Below are 24,776 nucleotides of genomic sequence, written 5' to 3'. Positions count from 1 at the left end.
CCCACCCAGTCCTGGCTTGACCCCTCAGGGCGCTACGAGCGGTTCGTACGATTCGGGCCGGCGGTCTCGGTAGAAGGCCCACTGGTTGCGGACCTCATCGAGCATGTCGAGGTCCAGCTCGCGCACCACCAACTCCTCGGCGTGGTCCGATGCGGCCCCATCGACGATCTGTCCCCGGGGATTGGCGAAATACGACGTGCCGTAGAAGTCGTTGTCGCCCAGCGGCTCGACGCCGACCCGGTTGATGGCCCCGACGAAGTACATGTTCGCCGCCGCGGACGATGTCTGTTCGAGCTGCCACAGGTATGCGGACAGCCCCCGGCTGGTGGCTGAGGGGTTGAACACGATCTCCGCTCCGGCCAGCCCGAGCGCACGCCAGCCCTCCGGGAAGTGACGGTCGTAGCAGATGTAGACGCCGACCGTCCCGACCGCGGTCTCGAAGACGGGATAGCCCAGATTGCCCGGCCGGAAGTAGAACTTCTCCCAGAACCCCTTGACCTGCGGGATGTGGTTCTTGCGGTACTTGCCGAGATAGGTCCCGTCGGCGTCGATGACGGCTGCGGTGTTGTAGAGGAGCCCGGCCTGTTCCCGCTCGTACATCGGCACCACGAGCACCATCTCGTGCTGTTCCGCGAGCTCGCAGAAGCGCTTGGTGGTCGGGCCGTCGGGAATCGCTTCGGCGTAGGAGTAGTACTCGGCATCCTGCACCTGGCAGAAGTAGGGCCCGTAGAACAGCTCCTGGAAGCACATCACCCGGGCGCCGGCGGCAGCCGCTTCGGCCACGTACTTCTCGTGGAGCTCGATCATCGACTCCTTGTCGCCGGTCCAGGCGGTCTGCACGATTGCAGCGGTCACCGTGCGTGCCATGTTGTGCCCTCCTCGCTCCGTTGGGAGTCCTTGGTGCGTGGCTGGAGGAAAAAAACGAGTCTAGATCAGCCCAAAGAGGGGCTCTGAACCGACGCAGCAGCCGCCTCATCAGGCAGGATGTAACGATGTCCAAACGCAGCACCACCTTCCGCGGCTGGAAGGTGGTGGGTGCGGGGGCAGTGATCCAAGGGCTGCAGAGTGCATTCGTCATGCACTCGCTGGGTGCCTACCTGGTGGAGATCGAGCGGGAGTACGGCTGGAGCAAGACCGCCCTGTCGGGCGCGTTCGCGGTGAATCGGGCCGAGACGGCGCTGCTGGGGCCGGCGCAAGGCTGGCTGATCGACCGGTTCGGGCCCAAGGTCATCACGCGGGTGGGCGCCGTGGGCATGGCGGTCGGCTTCGTGTGGTTCAGCCAGCTGCACTCGTTGTGGCAGTTCTACGGCGCGTTCCTGATCATGGCCGTCGGCAGCGCGTTCTGCGGCTTCTTGACGGTCACGGTCGCGATCGTGCGGTGGTTCGAGCGGCTGCGGGCCCGCGCGCTGGCGTTCGGCGGAATGGGCCTCGCTGCGGGCGGCGTGTGTGTCCCGCTCGTGGTGTTGTCGTTCACGTGGTTCGGCTGGCGTACGACCGCTGCGGTCACCGGCGTCGGGGGCGCTGCTGTCGCGTGGTGGCTGGCCAAGTACCTCGACGGCAGCCCTGCTGAATTCGGCGAAGAGGTCGACGGGGGGGCCAAGATCGTTGCCAACGGGAAGACGGTCCGCGCCGAAGGCCTGACCGACATCCACTTCACAGCGAAGGAGGCGATGCGCACGAGGGCGTTCTGGACAATCTCGTTCGGTCACCTGAGCGCCCTGTTCGTGGTCGGCGCAGTGATGGCGCACCTGCAGCTCTATCTGACATCAGAACGGGGCTACTCGCTGCAGCAGGCAAGCTTGTTCGCTGCAGCGCTGCCGCTCATGCAGCTCGCCGGCATGGCCGTGGGCGGCTGGCTCGGCGATCGGATCAACAAGCGGCTCATCGCGTCGGTCGCCATGTTCGGGCACGCCGGGGGCATCTTGCTGCTGGCGTGGGCTCCCAACGCGTTCGTGGTGGTGCTGTTTGTGATCTTCCACGGGCTCGCATGGGGAGCGCGCGGGCCGCTCATGCAAGCCTTGCGAGCCGACTACTTCGGCTCGTCTGCGTTCGCTGCGATCATGGGCGTGAGCTCGCTCATCGTGATGATCGGGCCGATCGTGGGCCCGCTCGCCGCAGGATGGCTGGCTGACACCACGGGCAGCTACGTGACTGGCTTTGTGGCGCTCGCTGCCATCACCGCCGCCGGGATGCTGTTCTTCGTGATCACCAAGCCCCCGAGCCCGCCGCAGCGCAGCGGCAGCAGTCCCGACAGGCACGCGGCCGACGCGAGCAGCAGCGATGTCGATGCTCCCGGCGTCGCCGAGGGGTCGAGCGAGGGCGCGGACGTGGGTTCCGCGCAGCGTCAGGTGGCAGGCTGAGCGGCGTGAGCACGGCTTGTGCCGCGAGCGGCTCGAACAACACTGCACCGGATCCGACGCAGTTGTTCGACCCGCGCACGTATCTGGACGGTGTGCCGCACGGTCTGATTGCCGAGTTGCGTTCGTGCGCCCCAGTTCACTGGGTGCCCGAGCCGGAGCTCATGGGGTGGGAGGCCGGACCTGGCTTCTGGGCGGTGCTCACGCACGAGCTGATGAACCGGGTGCTACGCGATCCGGGGACGTTCTCGTCCCACCTCGGCGGCACGCAGATCCGCGACCCTCAGACCGCTGCGATGCTCGAATTCGTCCAGCGGATGATGCTCAATCAGGATCCGCCGCAGCACACGCGGCTGCGGCGCCTGCTCATGCGGTCGTTTACGCCGAGCGCAGTGGCCGAGCTGGAGGCCACCATCTCGGCTCGTGCCGAGCGGCTCGTGAGCGCGGTGGTGCATCGCGGGCACGCCGATTTCGCCAAGGAGGTCTCGGCCGAGCTGCCGCTGCTGACGCTCGCCGACATCATGGGCGTGCCGTCGCAGGACCGGATGTTGCTGTTCGACTGGTCCAACCGGGTGATCGGCTACCAGGACGCCGAGTACTCGGTGTCCGACGCGTTCGATCCGGCAACAGGGACCGAGATGGCGCAGCGCGCCTGCGAGGTGCGGGCCCAGATCCGCCCCGGCCCCGACGGTCGCATGCCCGACCCTCGCTCGCGCGAAGGTCTCGCCGACATGTACGGGTACGCGCACGACCTTGCGACCTACAAGCGGGCGAACCCGGGCGCCGACGTGGTGTCGATATTGCTGGCGGCCGACGACGCCGAGGGCGGCATCACCAACGAAGAGTTCGAGACCATGTTCTTCCTGTTTGCCGTCGCCGGCAACGAGACGTTGCGAAACGGCATTCCCGGCGGGCTGTGGGCGCTGCTGCAGCATCCCGAACAGCTCGACAAGCTGCTCGCCGACCCTGGGCTCTTGCCGGGCGCCATCGAGGAGATGCTGCGGTTCATTCCGCCGGTGGTGCACTTCCGCCGCACGGCCTCGCGCGATGTCGAACTCGGCGGCTGTTTCGTTCGTGCGGGCGACAAGGTGGTGGTATTCCACGTGGCGGCCAATCGCGACCCGGCCGTGTTCGTCGAGCCCGACCTCTTCGACATCGAGCGCAGCCCGAACGACCACCTCACGTTCGGGGCAGGGCCGCATTTCTGCCTGGGCGCGCACCTGGCTCGCCGCCAGATGTCCGCCATGTTCACCGAATCGCTGTGGCGCATGCCGAATCTGCGCCTCGATCCGGCCGGCAGGCCCGAGCGCCTGCTGTCGAACTTCCAGCACGGCTTCAAGCACCTGCCCGTGCTCTGGGACGTACCGGAGCAACCCCGGCCATGATCCCGACCGCTGCTGTCGAGACCCAGGCGTGAGCGACCCAGAAGTGACCGAGGCGGCAGTATCCGAGAACGCGCCGGTGCCGCCCATCCGGGTCGGCGTCACGCCTGACGTCAAGCTGTGGTCGCGACCGTGGGCCGAGCGCCGCCATCTGGTCGAGCTGGTCGCCGATGCCGGCATCGATTGCATGTTCTTCGCCGACCACGTCAGCTTCCGGATCGGGCACGGCAACGACGGCATGGTCACCGCTGCGGCGCTCGCCAACCTGCACCCCACGCTGGGCGTCTATCTCGGCGTCTACCTGCTTCCGCTGCGTCACCCGGTTCCCGTCGCGCGACAGCTCGCGAACCTGGCCGAGATGGCGCCCGGACGCATCAGCTTCGGTGTGGGCATCGGCGGCGACGACCGCCACGAAGTCGAAGTGTGCGGAGTCGATCCGCGAACGCGCGGGCGACGCACCGACGAGTCGCTCGAGATCGTGCTGCGGCTGCTCGGCGGGGAGACCGTCCATCACCAAGGCGAGTTCTTCTCTCTGTCGGACGCTCGGATCATCCCGGTGCCTGACCCGCCCATCCCGACCTATGTCGGCGGCCGATCAGATGCCGCGATCCGCCGCGCCGGTCGCTTCGCCGATGGGTGGCTGGGCATCTGGTGCACCGTCGAGCACTACCAGGCAGCGCTGCGCCTCTTTGCGGAAACGGCGGCGACGCAGCGGGCGGTCCCGGGCACGCTGCCTGACGTCCCCGACCATGGCATCCAGCTGTGGGTGGGCATCGGCGACAGCCGGGAACAGGCGGCGGAATGCGTGGCCCCCGAGCTGGAGCGCTTCTACCGCGTGCCGTTCAAGGCCTTCGAGAAGTACACGCCGTATGGCACCGTCGACGACATCGTGGAGTTCTTCATGCCGTACGTCGAGGCGGGCTGCCGGCACGTGAACATGACACCGTGCGGTCCAGACCCCAATGAGGCGATACTTGCAGCCGGGGAAGTGGCACGGCGCCTGCGGGAGGCAGATCCGCTGGCGGTCACCGCGCCTGCGTGAGTGTTGCGCGAGGCGCAGCAGGGGAGCCCAGAGGGATGAGGACAGTGCGATGAGCACAAAGGCGGCACCGGGGCAATCCGGCGCAGGACGGTTCGAGTCGGCACTGCTTGACGTCCGGCCGCTGGCGGGCGCGCTCGGCGCCGAGCTGTGGGCGCCCGATGGCGAGCCGCTCGATGTCACGACGATCGACGCCGCCGGGTGCGCAGCGATCCGGGAGGCACTGTGCACCCACCACGTCGTGGTGATCCGCGATCAGCAGATGGATGCGCCAGCGCTCGCACATTTTGGCCGTCGCTTCGGCGAGCTGGAGCGTCACCCGTACCTCGGCGGCACCGCCGAGGAGCCCGAGGTGGTTCCCGTCATCAAAGAACCCCACGAGACCGTCAACTTCGGCGGCGGATGGCACTCGGAGATGTCGTTCCTGGAGTGCCCACCGATGGCGACAGCGCTGTATGCGGTGGAGGTGCCGAGCTTCGGCGGGGACACGCTGTTCGCGAATCAGCAGGCGGCCTATGTGGGGCTGTCCGACACGATGAAGCGCTTTGCTGAGAGCCTCAGCGCGGTGCACTCGGCAGCCCGCCAGTACGGGCGGCGAGGCGACTCAGACCGGTACGCCGGCCAGCGCAGCTCGATGAAGGTCCAGGTGTCCGACGAGGCGCACGCACAGCTGACACATCCGATCGTGCGGACCCATCCAGAGACCGGCGCGAAAGCGCTGTATGTGAATCGGGCATTCACCGAGACCATCTCGGGCATGCGCCGGCACGAGTCGAAGGCGCTGCTCGAGATGCTGTGGAGCCATGCGGTCGGTGAGCAGTTCACGTGCCGGGTGCGGTGGGAGCCGGGAACGCTGACCATGTGGGACAACCGCAGCGTCCAGCACTACGCACTGAACGACTACCACGGGCAGCGTCGGCACATGCTCCGGGTGACGATCGCCGGCGACCGGCCTCGCTGAGTCACTGCGCGGGAGGCTGAGTCGATGAGACCGCTGGCAGGCATCCGCGTGGTCGACATGAGCCGCGTTCTGGCCGGGCCGTTCGCCGGACGGATTCTCAGCGATCTCGGAGCAGACGTCGTGAAGGTGGAGCCACCTGAGGGCGACATCTCGCGCCTGTGGGGCGTCAATCGAGCGGGGCTCGCGGGCTTCTACACCCAGCAGAACGTGGGCAAGCGAAACGTCTGCATCGACCTGCGTGCCGAGGGCGGCGCCGAGACGGTGAAGCGGCTCGTGGCGGAGGCCCATGTGCTCGTCGAGAACTTCCGACCGGGCGTCATGGCGCGCCACGGTCTGTCGTTTGCCGAGCTGTGCCAAGTGAACCCGGCATTGGTCATGCTGTCGATCAGCGGTTTCGGGCAGGAGGGCCCCGATTCGCAGCGGGCGGCCTATGCGGCTGTGCTGCACGGCGAGTCGGGCTGGATGGCTCGCGCCGCCAAGATGCACCAGCAGCCGCTCCAAGAGCCGTACCTGGCCGTCGCCGATACCAACGCGGCACTGCACGGATCCATCGGCGTCCTCGCCGCGCTGCGCGTCGCCGAGACGACCGGGCAGGGCCAGCACATCGACATCGCGATGCTCGAGGCATTCCTGGCGACCGATGAGGGGAGCCAGGCCGGGCTCGACGGCGGCAACTACACATCCCAGGGCGGGCTCGTGTGGGACGGCGTCGACGGCCCGGTTCTGACCGCAGGCGATTTCCGGTGGATCTGGCGGCAGCTGAGCCAGACCCACGGGCTCGCTGACCCGTCGCCCCCCGATGCCGACATCCCGACTAAGCGGGCGCACCGCACCGATGCAATCAACGCGTTCCTGAGCTCGTTCACGACCCGTGCGGAGATGCTGTCAGCCCTCGACGAAGCGAACCTGGCATGGGGCGACATCCGCACGACGGCGGAGGCGCACGAATCGCCTACCGCGACCCATCGGGGTTCCTCGGTGGAGATCAGTGCTCGCGACGGCGGCACGCGCCGCGTGACCCAGACGCCGTACAGATTTGCCGGTGCTACCGCGGATTCGGCGGCGGTCTCGGGGGTGACATCGGACTCACTGGCGCCGTACCTCGGCGAGCACAACGGCGAGGTGCTGGCGGAGTGGCTGGGCGCCGGCCGCGCGGAGATTGACGCGTTGCGCGGAGCGGGCGTGCTCATCGAGGACGAGTTCGCGGCCGACGGGCGCGTGCACGAGCGGCCGTGACGGTCGACCATGACATTCATAGACATTCATATGACGATTTTCATGGAACCGAAACAGTCCGGCCGGAGTCTGAAGGGGTAGGCAGTCTTCGTGGGGACTTGGGATGGCTGGCGCGCCTACAGCAGTGATGAATCTGGCAGTGATGCACGCGGGTCCGCCGTTCGGCGCCTCGCGGCTGGATTCGGCGCTGATGGGCTCGGGACTCATCGGGGCGGGGCTCATGGGCTCGCAGCTGATGGGTTCGGGCACGATCCGTTCTGGATTGACGGTGAGCGCCGCTGAGGGTGCGCCGTCGTCTGGGGCTGCCCCCATCGACGCGGTAGCAGTCCGGTTCGAGGATTTCTATGCGACTCACCGCGACGAGCTGGCGCGGGCACTTGGGCTGGCGTTGCGCGACAGCGCGCTCGGCGCCGAAGCTGCCGACGAGGCATTTGCGCGCGCTTGTCAGCGCTGGGGACAGGTCAGCTCCTATGCGAATCCGCAGGGCTGGATATTCCGTGTCGGGTTGAATTGGGCACGGTCATGGCTGCGACGGGTCCGGCGCGAGCGCGAGCGCCGGCCGCTGCTGGCTCAACCCCACGCGACCGAGGATCGTGCCCGCGATCTGGATCTCGAACGCGCCCTCGAAACCCTCAACGATGCCCACCGTGCAGTGATCGTGGCGCGTTTTTATTTGGATTGGTCAGTGGCCGAGACGGCAGACGCGCTGGGTATCGCTGAAGGCACGGTGAAGAGCAGGCTCAGCCGCGGGCTCAACCAGCTGCGCGACGTGCTCGAAGGGGCGCCTGTCGAAGGGGAGGGATCGTGACCGCCGAGGACCGCCTCCGCAGCCGGCTCCGCAGCGCGGCGTCCGCAATGCCGGTCGGCCCGGGTTCGGTGGATGATGTCCAAGCGAGGGCCGCCCAACTGCAGCGCCGGCGCAACGCGATGCGTGGCGGGACGGGCGCCTTGGCGCTCGTGGCGGTCGCGCTCGTGGGCGTCATCTCCCTGCGAGACGGTGGCCTTGATGAACTGACCGACTCCGTGGTGGCCACAGATCCACAAACCGAGGCCGAGGCCATGCCCGCGGCAACCGCTGCTGTCGCAGCGAGCGCCGACGAAGAGGAAATGGCCGACGATGAAATGGCCGACGAGTCCGGCGTCGAACTCGCCGGTGCGGCAGCGACGAGCGAAGACGCACCTCAGCAGGACGCGGCGGAACAACTGGAGGCGACGGCAGGCGGCGCCGTGCCTCCAGACAGCGAGACACTCGAACCGGAGGCGGCTGGCGAAGCGGAGAACTGGGACAGCACACAGCCCGCCAGCAGCGATCCGGAAACCGCCGTGTTCGCCACGACCGTGTCTGTCGTGAAGCCGCCGCCGCAGGCCGAGGGCGCAGACATGCGCTACTCGTTCAGCGGGCAGCATGCTGTCGTTCAAGCAGCCGATGACTGGTATGCCTACGACGGCAGCAGTTGGCACTCTGTGGGCCTGCCTGAGGGCATGGAGGTGATCGCGGTTGACCTGTCTGTGTCAGGGCGCATTGCGGTGTTTGGTGCCGTCCGACCGCAGGAGTGCTCCCGGAAACAGATTGTGGCGATCCGCACCGACGAGAACGACGGGGAGTGGAGCTACGTCCGCGTCGATGACGACACACCGCCGACGGTGGGGTGGGAACTGCTCAACGCTCGGATTCGTGTCACCGACACCGCCATCGAACTTGAGCGCGCCGAACGCTTGTGGCTGGACGAGCAGTGCGCGGACCCATCGGAGCACGAAGCGCCGACTGGCGCGGTTGCGGATCTTCTCGCCGACCTAGCGCAGCTCGGCGAGATCCACCGCGACAGCTGGCCGTATGCGTCGTTGGACGGGGGGTTCGCGGCACGCTGGCCGGACGTGGCTCGCTCCGATGCACATGCCGCTGCGGCATCCGGTGCCGACTTGGAGTGGACGACTATGAGTCCGCCGAAGTACACGGTCGCCGCGCTGCAGCTGGCCCCGAGTCGATCGGCAGACGGAGGTGCCGCCACCGTGGCTCTGCACGAGACCACCATCATGGACGTCGCGACGACGGTGCATGTCAGCCAGGGCATGGCGATGCTGCAACGCGGCGAGCAGACGTGGGAGGTTTGCCCGATCCCCGATGAGGAGCTGGACCGGGTGAACGGGCAGGTCGGCAGGGCGGGCGAGCATCTCGCGGTCGTCGTGGGCAAGCCAGAGCAGACGCTGTTTCTTGTCGAGCGCGCCCAGTAGCGCTGCGACGATCTGCGCCGCCGTGCGCGAGATGGCGGCGATGACCGGCCGCGCCGCCGCACAGCGCTCCGGCAACGACCTGCGGCATCGGCCTGTGAGCCCCAGCACGGTCACTCGACGGTGATGGCGGCGTGGACGCGTTCGCCCTTGCCGCCCTCGTTCTTGGCCCGAACCCAGATGTTGTAGGCAGTGCCGCTCGCGAGGTTGCGGAAGATGACCTTCTGCTTGGCGGCCTTTGGCCGTCTGGTGTCCCCCTTGCCGCCATCTGCAGGCCTGAGGTGCACGATGTAGCGGTCTGGCGCGTCGCCGCTGATGGGAGCCCGCCAGGTGACGGTGACGGTGTTCGCTGTGGAGGACAGTTGCAAGCTGGCCACCGGGCCTGGCCGCTGGGGCACCGGCTGCTCTGGTTGTCGCTGCAGTTCCTCGTCCGCAGGTGCCTGCTGCGCCGACGCGGGATCTTGATCGCGGATGCTCCGCTGTCCGATTGACGGGCCGAGCTGGGCACCGACTGCGTCAGGGGCCTGTTCCTCTACCACAGCCTGGCTGCTTGCTTCGCAGATGCCGGTGCTGTCGACGCCGTCGGCGAAGGCGATGCTGGAGTACGACGAGACGTTGGCACCGTTTCGGTCCTGGGCCCAGTAGGTGATGGCGTAGCGGCCTGCTGTGGTGGGGGTGCCGCTGAGGGTGCGGGTGGCAGTGTCAAAGCTGAGTCCGGTGACGACCTGCGCAAGGGGGAGGACGGTGTCGTTGTCGGAGAGCTGGTAGGTCAGCGTGCCGGTGCCGCCGTAGGCGGGAGGCAGTACCACGCTGATCGGCGTGCCCACGGCGCAGTCGTGGATGCCCCATTCGAACAGCCCGAGCGGCTGGTAGGCGCCGCTGATGGGGACTGCTCCGACGTCGGCGGGGTCGAAGGTCAGCGCGGGATTGACGGTCACCTCGAAGGTGAGCGAGTCGGACGCGCCGTGCTCGTCGGTGACGGTGTAGGTGACGGTGACCGGGCCGTCGGTGGCGGCAGTCGGCGTTCCCCGGAGCACACGGTCGTATCCCATGAACAAGCCGTCAGGCAGCCCCTCGATGCTGTAGGTCAGCGTCCGTCCGCCGCCGCTGGCCTCGGGGAGCCGTGGCATGCCCTGGTCGGCTGCGTTCGAACGCGCCCAGTCCACCCGGGCGCCCACCGTGTAGGTCTTCCCAGACACCGCCGCACCGTCGAAGCTCAGCGGGGAACCTTGGGACAACTCGGTCGGCACGAACTCGAGCTGGTTGGACGACTCGGCGCTGAGCTTGCCGTCCGCGACGGCGTTTACCGATGCTTCGTAGTAGGTGCCGATGAGGAGGGGCTCGCTGATCACATATGACCTCGCGGACGCCGGCAGCCTCTGCGAAATCGACTCGTGGCTCACGCCGTCGACCCAATACCGCCAAGCCACCTCGTAGCCCGTCACCGTGACGCCGTCTCGCGGCTCGCCCGGGCGCCAATTCACCGTCACGGTCCCATCGGATTCCGTCACCGAGTCCAGGATCGGCGGGTTGGGAACCCCGATGCCGTAGGCGCGCGCCACCCTGGTGTACGCCTTGTCCGTGTCGTCGTCATAGGTCGACCACCTGCCCTGCTCCGTGCCGCGTGTGCCCCGTATGCGCCACTGGTACGTGGTGCCCGCGGTGAGCCCCGTCACGATTGCCGGCTGGTCTGTGCCGCTGTGAGCAACCGGCGACCACTCGCCCCACTCGCCCCCGCTCCGTGCCCGGATCTCGATATCGAACCCCGTCGCTCCCTGCGACTCATGCCAGAACAGATAGAAGCCGCGATCGATGCGCACCGTCTGCTCCGGATTGGTCCACGCCGGCACCTGGGCCGCCGCAGGAGCGGGTACGCCCCACATCGCAGCCAGCAAGACGAATGCCGCCAGCTTCTTCACAACATGTCCCCCATGTGCCAGAACGCGCACCCATACGGCGACGCGAACGCTTCCGTTCAGCTAGCACCGCGCAGCCGCACGTCATGGTCGATGCGCACAAATTCGCGAGATCGAGCCGCTATCTGGCAAATCTGCATATGCATTGCACATGAAGAAGCACATTGATCGAATGAAGTCGCCTATGGACTCATTATCCGATCAGTGCCGTGGCGCTTCCAGCGTTCCCAGCCCCGTTCGTCGGCGGACCGTCATCTAGTGTTCCGGCGATGTCAGACGGAGTGGCCACTACGCAGGAATTTCCCGAGCTGGGCTTCTACATGCTGCCTGGCGATGCGCTCGACTCAGCCGATGCGCTCACCGAGGTTCAAGCGGCCGAAGCGATGGGGCTCGGCAGAGCGTTCCTCGGAGAACGGCCCAATCGCAAGGAGGCCGGCGCCCTCTGCGGTGCTGCTGCTGCGGTTACCGACTCCATCGGCATCACGCTGGGAGTCACGAACATCAACACCCGCCATCCGACGATCACGGCGGGCCTTGCGCTGACGGTGCAGAGCCTGGCCGGCGGTCGGTTCACGATGGGCTTCGGGCGCGGCGTCGCTGTGGCGCAGCAGATCATGGGCCTGGAACCCGTCACCACGGCCGAGCTGGAGCGCTTCGCCTTGGTGATGCGCCGGCTGTTCCGGGGTGAGATCGTCGGCGACTACGACGGTCCGACCGGCCGCGTGCCGATCCTGCTGCTCGACCAGGAGCTCGATGAGCACTTGCCCTTGGCGCTGGGGGCGATGGGGCCGAACTCGCTGGCCCTGGGCGGGCGCTGTTTCGACGACGTCATCCTGCATCCGTTCTATTCCGACGAGACCTTGGTGCGATCGGTAGGCGCGACGAAGTCGGCGGCCGAGCAGGCCGGGCGCGATCCGGCTGAGGTGAACGTGTGGTCGTGCTTCGTCGTGGTCAGCGACGAGGTGCCGCATGAGTTGCGGCTGCGCAAGACGATCGGACGGCTGGCCACCTACCTGCAGTACTACGGCGATGTGCTGGTGCGGGTGAACCGCTGGGACCCAGATGTGCTGGCGCAGTTCCGAGCGGACGAGGTCGTGGCCAAGTTCCTTGCCCCGATCGACGGCACAGCCACGGTTGCCGAACTCGAGCACATCGGCACGCTGCTCCCCGATGAATGGCTGGCCCCGATGGCGACGGGCACGCCCGCCGAGTGCGCCGCGGCCGTGAGACGGCAGATCGACCTCGGCAGTGACGCCGTGCTCATGCACGGCGCAACGCCCGCCGAGCTGGCATCGGTCATCGATGCCTACCGGCAGATCGCCGTGTGAAAGCTGAGGCTGCTCCCTCCGCGACAGCGCTCGACCCGGAACTTGCCTGCAACGTCAGAACTAACGTCGGCGCAGCGCCGGGCGGTAGTCGGCGCCTGGGGATCAGGGGACGAGATGGCGAGCGATGATCCGGGACTGTGGAGTGCGAGCGAGCAGGCAGCGGCCATTGCCGCGGGGGAGATGTCGAGCCGCGAACTGACTGCGCACATCATCGATCGCATTGAGCGGCTCGACGGCGACATCAATGCGGTCGTGACCCGCGATTTCGGCGGAGCGTTGGAGCGAGCCGCCGCGGCGGACGCCGCGCAGGCAGCCGGCGAGACGCTCGGGCCGCTGCACGGCATCCCATTCACCGCCAAGGACGCCCTGATGACGGCGGGAATCCGTTCGACCGGCGGGGCGCGGGAGCTGACCGACAACGTGCCCGACACCGATGCGGCTGTCGTGGCGGCCTGCCGTGCTGCGGGAGCGATCGTGATCGGCAAGACCAACCTGCCGCGCTGGTCGGCCGACAACCAGTCGTTCAATGACCTGTTCGGCACCACCAACAACCCGTGGGACCTGACCAAGGTTCCCGGCGGCTCCTCGGGTGGCGCCGCGGCGGCAACCGCCATGGGCTTCACGAGTTTCGAGATCGGCACCGACATCGGAGGCTCGATCCGTTTCCCGGCCTCGTACAACGGCATCTGGGGCCACAAGCCAAGCTTCGGGGTGATCCCGACCACCGGCTATCTGGATCACCTGCGCGGCGGCACCACCGAGCCCGACATCAACGTGTTCGGCCCGCTGACGCGGAGCTGTGACGACTTGGAATTGCTCTTCGACGTGCTGTTGCGCACCGAAGCGCCGTGGGTGCCGCAGCTGCCGCCCCCACCGGCTGAGGTCGGCGGCCTGCGTGTTGCCGCATGGCTCGACGATCCCTACTGCCCGGTCGACGGAGACGTGCTGGAGGTGATGAACGCGGCCGTTTCAGCGCTCGAGGCGAGCGGCGTGAGCGTCGACCACGCAGCCCGACCGGATATCGATCCGCTGCCGGCATGGGAGACCGGCCTGTGGTTGGTGCGAGCCGCCATGACCCTGGCTGGCCGCGGCGAGGGTCCCGGCCATCGCGAGTGGCTTGAGCGCCACATGGCGCGTGAGGAGTGCCGCCGCAAGTGGGCCGATTTCTTCACCGGCTACGACGCGATCCTCATGCCGGTGAGCTTCCACCCGCCCTTCGATCACATGCAGGAGGGCACCTTCGCCGAGCGCCGCATCCCCGCAAACGGCATCGAGCGGCCGTACATCGAGATGACCCGCTGGACGATCCTGACCGGTATGTCGTACCTGCCTGCCACCGTCCCGCCGCTGGGACTCACCACCGGGGGCCTGCCCGTGGGCTTCCAGGTGGTCGGCCCCTACGGCGGCGATCGCACCACCATGGCGCTGGCCCGCCGAATCGGCGAACTCACCGGCGGCTACCAGCCCCCGCCCCGCGCCCTGTAGCGCAGGGGACGGCAGCAGCTACTGCGCCAGCGCGCCGAGAGCCACCGCGGGCACGGCGCCAATCGCGCGCCACTCTCGCGGAGCCTCGGCACGCCCTCGCACTCTGGGGCAGCGATCTCTACGACGCCGACTCGTCGGGTGCTTGGGCGAGGTCGGCTGCGAGCTCGTCCACATCGCCGATCGCTTGGCGCAGCGTTTCGCCCTCCAGCGCATCGCTGTGAGCCTGCGTGCCGTCGGCGCGCAGGTACAGCAGCACCACACGAGCGACCCGAAGACCGGTCGCCCGTTCGAGGCACCATGCGTAGACGGTGACCTGCCGACGATATTGCTCGGCTCGTTCGTGGTCGGCGTCGGGCATCGCGCCGAGCGCATCGGTCTTGTAGTCGACCACGACGAGCCCGTCGGACTGGTCGTCCTCGAACAGCAGATCGATGTAGCCCTCTACAACCGGACCCGAGGCAGCACCCGACGATGACGCAGCCGGCACCGCCGGGGCGGCCACGTACACCTCGCGCCAGCATCGCCCGGCGGCGGCGCGCTGCACCTCGTCGCTTGCCAAGGCCGAGCGGACGTAGTCGGCCACCGCGCCTGCTCGTGCTGCCACCCCTTCGACGACAGACTGTGCAGCGGCCAGCTCCTCGAGTCCAGCTCCGCCAGCCAGATCGATGGCTTGGAGCACACCGTGCACTGCCTTGCCCACTGCCGTCGCGCCCCGCCCGCGGCGGGCAGGAGGCCCCTCGTCGCCGAGATGTTCGCCGGGCGCGTCCTTGCCGATATGGCGTGCATCGGCTGAATCTGCGCTGAGTCCGTCGTCGGTCGGGCCGATGTCGCTCGGGCTACGGGCTGGCGGACTGTCGTCGCGGGGGCTCGCGTGCGGGCCGACCTGGTGATGTCCTCCGTCGCCGACCGCAGCGGCACCGCCGTGAGCAATGAAGGTGGTGCTGAGCGCCGAACGAGCTCTCGTCGATCGCACGGCTCGCTCCCGTCGCGCAAGCCAGTCGCCGCGCTCGGGCAGCCCGCTGCGCGACGCCGCCGTGTCGGCGGCGTGCATGGCAACCGTCGCGTCGCCGGAGACCTCTCGGTAGTCCCAGCCGCGCTCGCTCGCCACGGTCCCGGTGCCGAGCCTCGGCATCGCTTCGAAGAGCAGCTGCGCACTGGGCTTGCTGCGCGGCTGCCGCGCGCTGTCCTCGTTCGCGGGCGGCAGCGGGCGATGCAACGACACGATCAGATGGTCGCGTGCGCGGGTGCAGGCTACGTACATCAGTCGGATGCGCTCGAAGTGATCCGCTGCCTTCTCGCGTTCGGCCCAGAGTGCGTAGCCGGCTGTCTCGGCGCCGGCGCGCAGGCGCACTGCAGCAGCGCCGCAGCAGTGATCGAGGCCGTCGCGGTCAGCACCGGTGAAGCCCACGAGCGACGGCCGCGACCGGTTGCCGCCTTGGAGGCCGGCCACGATCACGATCGGGAACTCGAGCCCTTTCGCTGCGTGAATCGTCATCACCCTGACCGAGTCGTCGTCAGATTCAGGCAGGATCGCCTCGGTGACTTTGGCGCGTTCGGATGCCTGCATCGCGGCCCAGCGGAGGAACTGCCGCAAGCCTCCGTGCTGGCTGTGCGACCATGCCCGCGCCTGATCGATGACGTAGCGCACATGTCGCCAGACCTCGCGGGTTCGCCGCCCGGCTGCGGCCTGCTCGAGCACGCGCCGCTCGCGTACCAGGCGGTCGAGCAGCACCGAGGGGGCGGCAAGGGCGTGCTCGTCGTAGAGACGCCGCAGGTGCTGCATGCCTGCGGCCACGGGGTGCTCGGCGCCGTCCGGCACGGCAGAGAAATCGGAAGCGAAGAGGCTCCATGACCCGACCGCGCAGTAGTACGTGTACAGATCGTCGTCGCCGCACCCGTACAGCGGCGTGCGCAGAGCGCTCACTACAGCGAGCGCGTCGTCGGGGTCGGCAACGGCCCGCAGGCACATCAGCAGGTCACGCACCGTCCGGGAGCGCCACACGAACTCCGATGCGTCGAGGCGATACGGCACCTGCGCTGCGGTCAGCCCCGCTTCGAGCTGCGGCAGGCATGTCCGCGTCGGGATGAGGATGGCGATGTCGCCGAGGCGGGCTGGCCGCTCGCCGCCGCGGTGACGGTCTTCGACAGACCATTGATTCGCGAGGATCTCAGTGATGACGCCGGCGATGTCGGCGGCCTCCGCGTCGCGGATGCCTTGAGCACTGAGGTCGCGATGCCCGCTCAGGCCCAGCGCCACGACTGCGGGCCCCTGGCCCACAGCCGATCTCGATGCGTGCATGGGTGCATATTCGGGGTGCAGCCGCTCCGAATGCTGTGGAGCTGTGCCGGCTGCCGCGGGCGGCTCGGCACCGGCGTCGTGCGCCGCGGGTGCGAGCTGATCGGCCGGATCGCTGCCGCGGGCAGCCATCAGCCGATCGAAGGTGTGGTTGACCCAGTCGATGATGGGCTCCGTCGTGCGGAAGTTCGTGACCAGCGCCGCCGCTGGCTGCGAACTCGCGAAGCGGTCCCGGGCATCGAGATACAGGCTGATGTCGGCCCGACGGAACCGGTAGATCGACTGTTTGGGATCGCCGACGAAGAACAGCTGCCCGTCCACGGTGTCGATGTGCTGCCAGCCGTCGGGCACGGGTTCGTCGGCATCGACCACGGCCGCGATGCGCGTCGCGATCTCGATCTGGATCGGGTCGGTGTCCTGGAATTCGTCGAGCAGCAGGTGCCGGTACCGCCGGTGCAGCGAGTCGCGGGCGTCATGTGACGACTTCAGCAGGTCCCGGGCGCGGACCAGCAAGTCGTGGAATTCCAGCCGCCCGTTGGCGCGCCGCTGCTCTGCGGCTTCGAGCGTGAAGCGAGCGACGTGGCTGCACCACGCGGAGATCACCTGCTGCAGCGCCTCGGCCGCCGCCTCGGTGCAGTGCACGCGCAATGCGGTGAAGTCCTCGCGCACCGACGCGATGTCCTTCCAGTTCTGGGCTTGCCCTGTCCCCCTGCGACGGGTGCCGATCTTGGGGACGCCGTGACGGGAGTCTTCGGCATCGAGCAGCACGCCCAGCGCCTCGGCGTCGTTGCGCGCCCATCGCAGACGTGCCACGAACTCCTCGAGCTGCCCGAAGCGGGCCAGCGCCTTGTCGCCGGGATCGCTGCACTCGCGCCTGCGCGCGCAGAGCGCACTGCCGCGGGCCACCAGACCGTCGATCTGCAGCGGCGCCGGCTCGAATGGCCGGTCCGGCGGCCTGATGCGGTCCCAGTTGGTGCCGAAGGCAGCGCCCACCTCACGCAGATCGGCAGGCGTGACGCCGGCCGCGTCGAGCATCTGCACGAGCCACAGCGCATCGTCGTCGGCCAGGAGCTCGTTGACGAAACTGCGCCAGCGGTCGTCGAACTCGACATCGCTCGTGATCTGATCAAGCGTCTCGAACAGCGGCGGTAGCCCGGCTTCGATGGGATGCTCGCTGAGGATGCGGCGAGCGAAGCTGTGCAGCGTCGAGATGGCTGCGCTGTCGAGCCCGTCTAGCGCGTCACGCAACTGCTGGCACGTCCGGGCGTCCTGCGACCCTGCCAATCGGGCGTTCAGCTCCGCGCGGATTCGATTGCGCAATTCGGCGGCGGCCTTCTCGGTGAACGTGATGGCCGCGATCGCGCTGATCGGCACGGCATGCTCGCCCGACACCAGCTCGACGATGCGACCGACCAGCGCGGTGGTCTTGCCGGTGCCCGCGCTGGCCTCCACGAACATCGTCGAGCCGACGTCGTGCACGACACGCTCGCGTGCGGAGTGATCGACAACCGCTGCCGACGCTGCCGGCCCGGCGCCGATTGACGCGCTCATAGCGGCCCGTCCATGTGACGCCCGTACGGTGACGCCGCGTTGGCCTCGGCCGCTGCGCCCGGTGCGTCATGCTCGTCGGGCTCGGCCAGGCGGCTGAATCCCTCGAGCAGCGGCTGGTGCCGCTTGCGCATCCAGTCGTCGCGGACATCGCCCGAGCTGATCCCGTCGGGATCGCAGTACGGGCATGCCACGAAGGGCAGGCGATCGTCGCCGGGGCGCGCATAGCCGGGGAACACACCGCCGCGGATGCCCGCCACGATGACTTCGATCACCTGCGCGAACCGCCGCATCACCTCGTCGTCGACGGCGAGATCGATCCACTCCCAGTGGCCGGGCTGGCTCGAGATGAACCAGTAGGCGGCGTGATCTGCTGCGCCGGCGGTCGCAGCGCCGCGAAAGTGCTCAGCCGCAGCCAACGCATAGACGGGAAGCTGCAGCTTCGTGCCTCGCAGGGTGGGATCGGGCTCGGCCGTCCGCGGCGTAGTGGCCGGCGTCAGGCCCCGGTAGCTGCGCGGCGAACCGGTCTTGTAGTCGATGACCACCAACGCGCCATCGTCCGTGCGCTCCACCCGGTCGATGACGCCTCGAAAGCGCACGGTGCGACCGTCCGTGAGGTCAAACGCGACGGCCCCGACCGCGGAATCGGCAAAGCCGAACCGGAACTCCGACCCTTCGATCTCACCGCGGGGCGGCCGGTGCTTGTCGCCGTCTCGCTCCAGCATCTCGGCCAGATCACTCAAGATCGCGGCCCGGTCACGCCGCCACAGCAGCGGCGAACCGGTCAGGCCTTGTGCTTCGCGCCGGTCTGCCAGCCCGCGGCCGATTGCGACAAGCTCGTCGCGGTCTTCGTCGGAAGGCGGACGCTGCGGTCCCGGCGGCATGCGGCCCGGACCGCTGAGGGCCACGGGCGCGCCCCTGCCTGCCGGCTGTCGATTCGCTATCAGCGGCTGCAAGAAGCGATCGATGGCCTCGTGCATGAGCTGGCCTCGTTCGAGCGGGCTGAGCCGCAGGATGTCCTCGGGCTCTTCGACGGCCTCGATGCCGAGCAGATCCTCGAACAGGTAGCGCCGCGGGCAGGTGGCCCAGTGCTCGAGACGGGTGGCGGACATGACCTTGGCCAGCGCGCCGTCGGCATCGATGACGTGGGTCAGGTTCCCGTCGAAACGGGTGAACTCGCTGCTGGCGCGGGCGTCGGTCAGCGAGACGCCCCTGCGCCATGCGGGGTCGCGCCACAGTGCATGGCTCGCGACCGGGTTCCCGCTCGCACGATGCGCAAGCAGGCTGGCCGCGTCGTACTCGGTGACCGTGGCCGGAAAGCCGGCCGAGCGAATCCCGGCGAGATACGAGGGGGCCTCGACGATGTCGTCCACCGTGCTGTCGAGCGCCGCTGCACTGAGGCTGTCGCCGTCCACAAGGCCGTCGGCGAAGTACTCCTGACCGCTTTCCGGGCGGCCCGCCGGGTTCTCCGCAGCATCGGCGCCACGAGCATCACGCTCGATTCGGCGAGCGGTGTTGATGAGCAGGCGTGACGGCACGTACTCGCAGTTGCGACGCAAGTCGCCGCGTGGCAGCAGCAGTGTGCAGGCGTGGCGGGCGCCGGCCATCGCGGCCAGCAGCGCTCGATGCTGCTCGGCGGTCGCGTCGGTCTGCAGTGCCAGTGCGCCGCCCAGTGCACGGCGCTCGTCCTCGTTGATGAGGCTGTCGGGCACGGGACGCGAGGGGAAGATGCCCTCGGCCAGGCCCACGACGTACGTGCGATCGACAACGATGTCGATTGCGCCATTGACATGACCGACGTACACGCCAATGCCCTCGGTGCCGCTGCGGCCGTGCGGTTGGCTGAGTTCGACTTCGAGCGCGCGGCGCATCACACCCAGCGTGACCCGCCTCTCCACCGTGCCGAGGTCGGCCAGCCGGTCGAGCACGCCTTCCACGCGCTCCGCGGCACTGCGCTCCCACGGCGGCCAATCCTGCGTCCAGCCGTCGCGTCCCACTGCTCCCAGGTAGCGCCGCAGCGAGGCGCGCATCCAGTCGCACAGGCTGCGCCACGTCTGGTGCTGCCTGCCCTGCTGCACGCGATCGCGCAGTTCTGCCGCGAACTCTGCTGCGGCACGGCACTCGCGGGCCTGCCGACGGAGCCATGCGACTTGGGCGTCTGCCGATGCTTCGCCATGCGCTCTCAGCCGTGCTTGCTCTTCCAGCCACTCGGCGTGAGCCGACAGCCGGACCTCCCAGTCGTCACCGCTGACCACATGGGCTGCGCGAGCCAAGCGCTCCCACGCCGAGTCGGGCACGAAGAAGTGCGCGTCAGCATTTCGCTGGCGGGCCTGCCGGCGCGGGATCTTGGCACCGGCAAGCAGATCGAACACTTCGCGGCGCCCGAGAACGGGAGCGCCGTTGCCGTCGTCGGCCAGCGCGGTCAAGCCCAAGGCAAAGCGACCGTAGATCGACTCGCTCAGCGTCCGTGCGGTGCTGCCGTACGTGAGCACGCCCGCAGCCTCGAATTGCTCTTCGAGCATGCGTCCGTAGGGCTCGGCCGCCGCGTAGAACACCGCGGCGCGGCCGGGGGCTACACCGTCGTCGAGATCGGCCAGTACGGCGCGCACCACAGTGCGCGCTTCCTCGTCGGGGTCGGTGACGCTCATGATCCGCGTGCCGGTCGGCGGCATCGCCTCATGGGCCGGCAGCCCGGCGCCCAAGCGCTCGCAGACCGCTCGCGCCGATGCGTCGGCTGCATGATCGCCGGTGACGCCCACCAGTACATGCAGCGGCTTGCGGCGCGCGGCCAGCGTCCACAGGCCGAGTGCGCGTACCAGTCGGGTCTCGGGCTCGCTGAGCCGTCGCGGCAGGTACAGCACGATCTCGCCCGGGTCGAACGCGAGGGCATCCGGCGGCGCAGCCTCCGCGTGTGCAGCGGCGGCCTGCAGGAGTTCGCTCGTGTCGTACCACTTCGGTGCGAGCGCTGACCTGATGCGTTCGCAGATGGCGACGACGGCCGCTGCGCGCGCCGAGGTCGCGGCGACCTGCCTCAGTTGGTGCGGCGAGAGATCGCGCAGCTCGCTGTAGGCCCCCGCCAGTGCCTCCGCGGTGCGGTGGTGGTCGGCCACTGGCCCGAAGAGCGCAGCATCGTGGCGAAGCGCCTCGCGCACGGCTGCCGTCAGCACCATGGTGCCGTGCGGCCGCCGACCGGCAGCTTGCAGGGACGGCCCGGCCAGTCGATCGGCGAGAGCCCCGAATGTCAGCGTGTCAAGCGCCGCAATGCCGCCGCCGATCGCCTGCACCGTGTCGCCTGATGCCTCGCCTCCCTCATCGACGACCCCCGGTGCGAGGGCCCGGCGCAGCGCCAGCCCGGTGTAGTTGGACGGCACCACGACGGTGACCGGTCTCAACGGGTCGCCCGACTTGGCTTCGGCCACCAACGCAGCCAGCGCCTGTCGTGCCGGTTCGCCGAATTCGACTGGCATCACGCGCAACGCGCTGTCGTCATGCCGTGCCCGAGGCCCTCCGCGGTCTGCAGGCTGTGGCGCGGTTCCGCTCGCCAGGTCGCTCATGAAAGCGACACTACGCAGGGCGTGTGACAGGACACGCTGTTCAGGGGGGGGGGGGGGGGGGTATGCGGGATGGTGCCGAAACCCGATCAGGTCAGGACGGGCCTCTCAGGCGCCGCATGATGGCGCGGGCTGCGTCCTCCTTGGTCGCCTGCTGGGCTCTTGGGACTGCTCGTGTGGGGTGCGGAGTGTCGCAGCGTGGGGATCCAGGATTTCTTCTCATTGCGTGGCTGGCGGCGGGTCGAGCGTCTCGCTGGTGGGTGGGGCTGCGGGCGTGGGGGGCTGGGATGTTTGTGGTTGTCGTGGTGTCGTGGTGTGTGCTGCGGCGCGGCCGGTCGGCTAATGTGCGGCGCGACTCTCGCTCAGGAGGTGCACATGCCCGCCAGGACCGTACACAACGCTTCGGGGTTCGCAGCGGCGCCTTTGGCGCGCGGGCGCGCCGATTCTGCGGGGGGGGGGGGGGGTAGAGCACTAGCTCGCCGTGGCGTCCGCCTGCGCCTGGCCGCGCTGCTGCTGGCCGCGCTGGCTGCGGCGGTCTTGGCTGCATCGAGCCCGGCCGTCGCCCAGACCGTCCCCGATGGCGGGGAGGAAGCCTGGTCCGCCACGCTGACGGTCCAGACACGGGTAGACGGGGTCACGCGTGGCTGCGACATCAGCGGCGCCAACCGATGCGCTGCGCATTTGACTGACCCCACCTTCCAGATCGGGACCACGACCTACACGGTGGTAGCGGTGACGGGCGGTACCAGCGCGTTGGCGATAACGACCAGGCCCGCCCTGCCGTGGGGTCGGGTCGCGGGCTGGCAACTGGCGATAAACAGAGGCCCATCTCGCGGGCTGAGCACGTACACGGCGCGCGCCGAGTCTGTGAGCATCATCGTGTCGGTGTCGGGTTACCCGTTCACGGCGGGCGAATCGGTGAAGCTCACGCTGTACAGGCCCTATGAGGACGTAGCGGCCGAGGACGCGCGGAAAGGGGCCAGCCGCTCGGGCGCGTGCGGCTCGCCAAACCTGGAAGGCCTATCGGCTGCCAAGCAAGCCGTTCAGGCAGAAAGCGCCGAGAAGGGCTTGTGGCATTGCCACGGGGACGGCGTCTATCACCGGCATCCGGATTGGCGCTACCGTCACCCGGCGCCGGGCCAAGCGGTGCGCCCGACCGGGGACCCGGTCGCCCGGCCTCCGGCGACTGCCCCGTCAAGCGCGGCCGATAAGGCGAAGGGCTTCGGCGATTGGCACTCGCACCCTGACGGCAGGTTCCACCGCCACGCGGGCGGGCATTAGCCATAAGCGACCCGCCCCCGCGCCGCCGCGGCTGCCGTCAGCGCATCATCCGCTGACAACCCGATCAAACTCCTCCGAGAGCAGCACCTCGATGCGCGACATGGGGAAATCGTCATGGCAGCGCCTCGAATGACCCGAAGCGATGTACTCCCCGGCGTGAGTCAGTGGGCAGCGAGCGCCTTGAGTCTCACAGCAGACAGGCGCTTGAGCTGCTGGTTGCGCGGGTCGACTTCGATGCCGGCCGACTCCAGCGCAGTGAGGCCCAGGAGCGGCTCGACGTCGTCGTCGACGAACACGACGGTGCCGCCGACTGTCTCGTCCATGAACTTCAATTCGGCAAGCCCGATGTCGAATTGCAGCCGACGGCCGTCCGCCATCTCATATGTGCGAGATCCGAACGGCTCGACGCCGATGGCCTCGAGGTGCTGGCGCGGCACCAGCGAATCTATGGCGCCGGTGTCCACCAGGAACTCGCCTTGCCAGGCGCGGTCGCGTGCTGCTGGGTTCTTGACGGTGACGGTGATGTGCGTGGTGCCCACAGGAGGCCTCCTCTGTCGAACAGGGCGTAAAGACGGCAGCCGACGGCTGCGTCGGTGAGCCTCGCGTACGTCGCGAGTCACATCACCATCATTTTCGGGCACGGAATCTTCTGGAGTCGACGTCATGGGTTCATTGTCGCAGCGAAATCGCGTCAGTCGCGACCCACCAACTGACAGACCTCAGGTGCCCGCGCGCCGGGCCATGACCGACATCACCCGATATATTGGGTGATGACTACCCAAGATATCGGGGAACTACGGCCGGAGACATGAGTTCAATATCTGCCCAGGAGTACGTGCCGCGCCTGGCAGACGCCAAGCTCCGAGACACCCTGCAATTCTCGCCTGCGGTGGTGATCGAGGGTCCGCGGGGGTGCGGAAAGACCACGACCGGGAACCAGGCGGCGGCGTCATTCCTGGCCGTGGATGAGATCGAGCTGGCCGATGCGTCGCGTGCCGCACTGCGCAGCCTGCTGGACCGTCCGGCCCCGCTGTTGGTAGACGAATGGCAGATCGCTCCCGCCATCTGGAATGCGGTGCGGCGGGAGTGCGATCGGCGCGGCAGCGCTCCGGGCCAGTTCATTCTGACCGGCTCGTCGACACTGCCCGACAATCCGATTCGCCACTCGGGTGCGGGCCGGCTCGCGCCGATTCGTCTGAGGACGTTCTCCTCGTTCGAGACAGGCATGTCGAATGGAGCCGTGTCTTTGGGTGCCCTGCTGAGAGGCGACGCCGTGGATGCTGTCGCGGAGGAGTCTCTGTCTCGCCTGGAGTTGTGCGAGGCGATCTGCCGGGGTGGTTGGCCTGCGACGTTGAAGATGCCGCTCTCGGGGCGCTGCGCTATGTCGACTCGTATGTGGACGCGATGTGCGGCATCGACATCCGGCGCAGTGCAGATGCGCCCCCGTACACGAGCACCGAGACCGCTCGGCGCGTGTTGCGGTCACTGGCTCGAAATCTGGGCACCGTCGCCTCGGCGAGTGCGCTGGCTCGTGACACCGCGGAAGGCGAACCGCGACCTCCTTTGGACCGCAAGACGCTTCCCGCGTACTTGCAGGCCTTCGAAGACGTCTATCTGCGGGAAGACTGCCAGCCTTGGGGCTTCCAGCCCGCCTCGAAGCAGGCAATGCGAGTGACGCCCAAGCGCTTCTTGGCAGACCCATCCGTCGCGACCTCGGTGCTCAGGGTCGGTCCCCGGCGGCTAGCGGAAGAACCCGAGTACTTGGGCGGAGCCTTCGAGTCGCTGGTCATGCGAGACCTGCGGGCCTATGCCGACGCGAACGATGCCGAGGTTCGGTACTACGCAGAGAGCGGATTCGAGGTCGACGCGGTAGTGGAAGACCGCGACGGCAGGTGGACAGCAGTGGAGGTCAAGCTGAGTTGCAACGACGTGTCGCTCGACAAGGCGAAGCGAGCGTTGAAGCTGCTCGCCCAGCGAACGCGGGACGCGGGCAAGCGACCGCCCTCCAAACTGGTTGCAGTGTTCGGAGTAGGCGCCCCGGGCAGTCACACGGGCCTGCGAGTGGCGCGTGAGGATGACGGCGTCGCCGTCGTTCCCGTGGCGGCACTCGGTCCCTGAGCAACTGCGGCGAGCTATCCCGCCGCGGCAGCGAGCCCCTTGAGTCTCA

The 24,776-nt window shown here is 68.3% G+C and carries 16 protein-coding genes and 1 pseudogene; 12 read left to right on the top strand and 5 right to left on the bottom strand.

Features of this window, described 5'->3' with window-relative positions; translation table 11 throughout:
• Positions 1-24: 24 nt before the first annotated feature.
• On the bottom strand, positions 25-867 hold the full coding sequence (locus ACOGI8_RS13965) for a nitrilase-related carbon-nitrogen hydrolase (protein ID WP_419854398.1): 843 nt from the start codon (positions 865-867) through the stop codon (positions 25-27).
• A gap of 125 nt (positions 868-992) precedes the next feature.
• Between ACOGI8_RS13965 and ACOGI8_RS13960 the strand changes: the two genes are divergently transcribed.
• The 7 genes from ACOGI8_RS13960 to ACOGI8_RS13930 all read left to right on the top strand — a co-directional run bounded on the left by ACOGI8_RS13960 (position 993) and on the right by ACOGI8_RS13930 (position 9,207).
• Positions 993-2,360: an MFS transporter gene (locus ACOGI8_RS13960; RefSeq protein WP_419854397.1), complete on the top strand. Its 1,368-nt coding sequence runs from the start codon at positions 993-995 to the stop codon at positions 2,358-2,360.
• A gap of 5 nt (positions 2,361-2,365) precedes the next feature.
• On the top strand, positions 2,366-3,742 hold the full coding sequence (locus ACOGI8_RS13955) for a cytochrome P450 (RefSeq protein WP_419854396.1): 1,377 nt from the start codon (positions 2,366-2,368) through the stop codon (positions 3,740-3,742).
• A 28-nt stretch (positions 3,743-3,770) separates the two neighbouring features.
• Positions 3,771-4,781, top strand: a complete 1,011-nt coding sequence (locus tag ACOGI8_RS13950) for an LLM class flavin-dependent oxidoreductase (RefSeq protein ID WP_419854395.1) — start codon at positions 3,771-3,773, stop codon at positions 4,779-4,781.
• A gap of 49 nt (positions 4,782-4,830) precedes the next feature.
• Entirely contained in the window at positions 4,831-5,739 is a 909-nt protein-coding gene (locus ACOGI8_RS13945; protein ID WP_419854394.1) for a TauD/TfdA dioxygenase family protein, read from the top strand.
• 24 nt (positions 5,740-5,763) lie between these two features.
• Positions 5,764-6,975 carry a CaiB/BaiF CoA transferase family protein gene (locus tag ACOGI8_RS13940; RefSeq protein WP_419854393.1) on the top strand — a complete coding sequence of 404 codons (1,212 nt, stop codon included), beginning with the start codon at positions 5,764-5,766 and terminating at the stop codon, positions 6,973-6,975.
• A gap of 103 nt (positions 6,976-7,078) precedes the next feature.
• Positions 7,079-7,783 (top strand): RNA polymerase sigma factor, encoded by a 705-nt coding sequence (locus tag ACOGI8_RS13935; RefSeq protein WP_419854392.1) that lies wholly within the window; start codon positions 7,079-7,081, stop codon positions 7,781-7,783.
• Positions 7,780-9,207, top strand: coding sequence for a hypothetical protein (locus tag ACOGI8_RS13930; protein WP_419854391.1), 1,428 nt, complete (start codon positions 7,780-7,782; stop codon positions 9,205-9,207). The genes ACOGI8_RS13935 and ACOGI8_RS13930 overlap by 4 nt, the downstream gene beginning before the upstream one ends.
• A gap of 110 nt (positions 9,208-9,317) precedes the next feature.
• On the opposite strand, the gene ACOGI8_RS13925 is transcribed toward ACOGI8_RS13930, so the two are convergent.
• On the bottom strand, positions 9,318-11,123 hold the full coding sequence (locus ACOGI8_RS13925; RefSeq protein ID WP_419854390.1) for a fibronectin type III domain-containing protein: 1,806 nt from the start codon (positions 11,121-11,123) through the stop codon (positions 9,318-9,320).
• 266 nt (positions 11,124-11,389) lie between these two features.
• On the opposite strand from ACOGI8_RS13925, the gene ACOGI8_RS13920 reads away from it, so the two are divergent.
• Both ACOGI8_RS13920 and ACOGI8_RS13915 read left to right on the top strand, forming a co-directional pair.
• Positions 11,390-12,448: a TIGR03857 family LLM class F420-dependent oxidoreductase gene (locus ACOGI8_RS13920; RefSeq protein ID WP_419854389.1), complete on the top strand. Its 1,059-nt coding sequence runs from the start codon at positions 11,390-11,392 to the stop codon at positions 12,446-12,448.
• A gap of 114 nt (positions 12,449-12,562) precedes the next feature.
• Positions 12,563-13,933, top strand: coding sequence for an amidase family protein (locus ACOGI8_RS13915; RefSeq protein WP_419854388.1), 1,371 nt, complete (start codon positions 12,563-12,565; stop codon positions 13,931-13,933).
• 118 nt (positions 13,934-14,051) lie between these two features.
• Here the strand turns inward: ACOGI8_RS13915 and ACOGI8_RS13910 are convergent, their stop codons facing one another.
• On the bottom strand, positions 14,052-17,780 hold the full coding sequence (locus ACOGI8_RS13910) for a UvrD-helicase domain-containing protein (protein ID WP_419854387.1): 3,729 nt from the start codon (positions 17,778-17,780) through the stop codon (positions 14,052-14,054).
• Positions 17,777-21,331: a PD-(D/E)XK nuclease family protein gene (locus ACOGI8_RS13905; RefSeq protein ID WP_419854386.1), complete on the bottom strand. Its 3,555-nt coding sequence runs from the start codon at positions 21,329-21,331 to the stop codon at positions 17,777-17,779. Before ACOGI8_RS13905 ends, ACOGI8_RS13910 begins: the two co-directional genes overlap by 4 nt.
• 678 nt (positions 21,332-22,009) lie before the next feature.
• Here ACOGI8_RS13905 and ACOGI8_RS13900 point away from each other — a divergent pair.
• Positions 22,010-22,609, top strand: coding sequence for a hypothetical protein (locus ACOGI8_RS13900; RefSeq protein WP_419854385.1), 600 nt, complete (start codon positions 22,010-22,012; stop codon positions 22,607-22,609).
• 161 nt (positions 22,610-22,770) lie between these two features.
• Here the strand turns inward: ACOGI8_RS13900 and ACOGI8_RS13895 are convergent, their stop codons facing one another.
• Positions 22,771-23,148, bottom strand: coding sequence for a clan AA aspartic protease (locus ACOGI8_RS13895; protein ID WP_419854384.1), 378 nt, complete (start codon positions 23,146-23,148; stop codon positions 22,771-22,773).
• Positions 23,149-23,417: 269 nt separating this feature from the next.
• Here ACOGI8_RS13895 and ACOGI8_RS13890 point away from each other — a divergent pair.
• Positions 23,418-23,816 (top strand): annotated as a pseudogene (locus ACOGI8_RS13890) (AAA family ATPase); the annotation flags it as partial.
• A gap of 107 nt (positions 23,817-23,923) precedes the next feature.
• Positions 23,924-24,727 carry a DUF4143 domain-containing protein gene (locus ACOGI8_RS13885; protein ID WP_419854383.1) on the top strand — a complete coding sequence of 268 codons (804 nt, stop codon included), beginning with the start codon at positions 23,924-23,926 and terminating at the stop codon, positions 24,725-24,727.
• Positions 24,728-24,776: the final 49 nt, after the last annotated feature.

Source organism: Candidatus Poriferisodalis sp. (assembly GCF_965204195.1).
GTDB lineage: Bacteria > Actinomycetota > Acidimicrobiia > Acidimicrobiales > Poriferisodalaceae > Poriferisodalis.
The sequence above is the reverse complement of the archived record's forward strand: the minus strand, read 5'-3'. Positions and strand labels throughout refer to the sequence as shown.

Coding starts and splice junctions, on each gene's coding strand:
- ACOGI8_RS13945 (WP_419854394.1), top strand. CDS start 4,831: ATGAGCACAAAGGCGGCACCGGGGCAATCCGGCGCAGGACGGTTCGAG.
- ACOGI8_RS13905 (WP_419854386.1), bottom strand. CDS start 21,331: ATGAGCGACCTGGCGAGCGGAACCGCGCCACAGCCTGCAGACCGCGGA.
- ACOGI8_RS13960 (WP_419854397.1), top strand. CDS start 993: ATGTCCAAACGCAGCACCACCTTCCGCGGCTGGAAGGTGGTGGGTGCG.
- ACOGI8_RS13910 (WP_419854387.1), bottom strand. CDS start 17,780: ATGAGCGCGTCAATCGGCGCCGGGCCGGCAGCGTCGGCAGCGGTTGTC.
- ACOGI8_RS13915 (WP_419854388.1), top strand. CDS start 12,563: ATGGCGAGCGATGATCCGGGACTGTGGAGTGCGAGCGAGCAGGCAGCG.
- ACOGI8_RS13935 (WP_419854392.1), top strand. CDS start 7,079: ATGGCTGGCGCGCCTACAGCAGTGATGAATCTGGCAGTGATGCACGCG.
- ACOGI8_RS13920 (WP_419854389.1), top strand. CDS start 11,390: ATGTCAGACGGAGTGGCCACTACGCAGGAATTTCCCGAGCTGGGCTTC.
- ACOGI8_RS13965 (WP_419854398.1), bottom strand. CDS start 867: ATGGCACGCACGGTGACCGCTGCAATCGTGCAGACCGCCTGGACCGGC.
- ACOGI8_RS13940 (WP_419854393.1), top strand. CDS start 5,764: ATGAGACCGCTGGCAGGCATCCGCGTGGTCGACATGAGCCGCGTTCTG.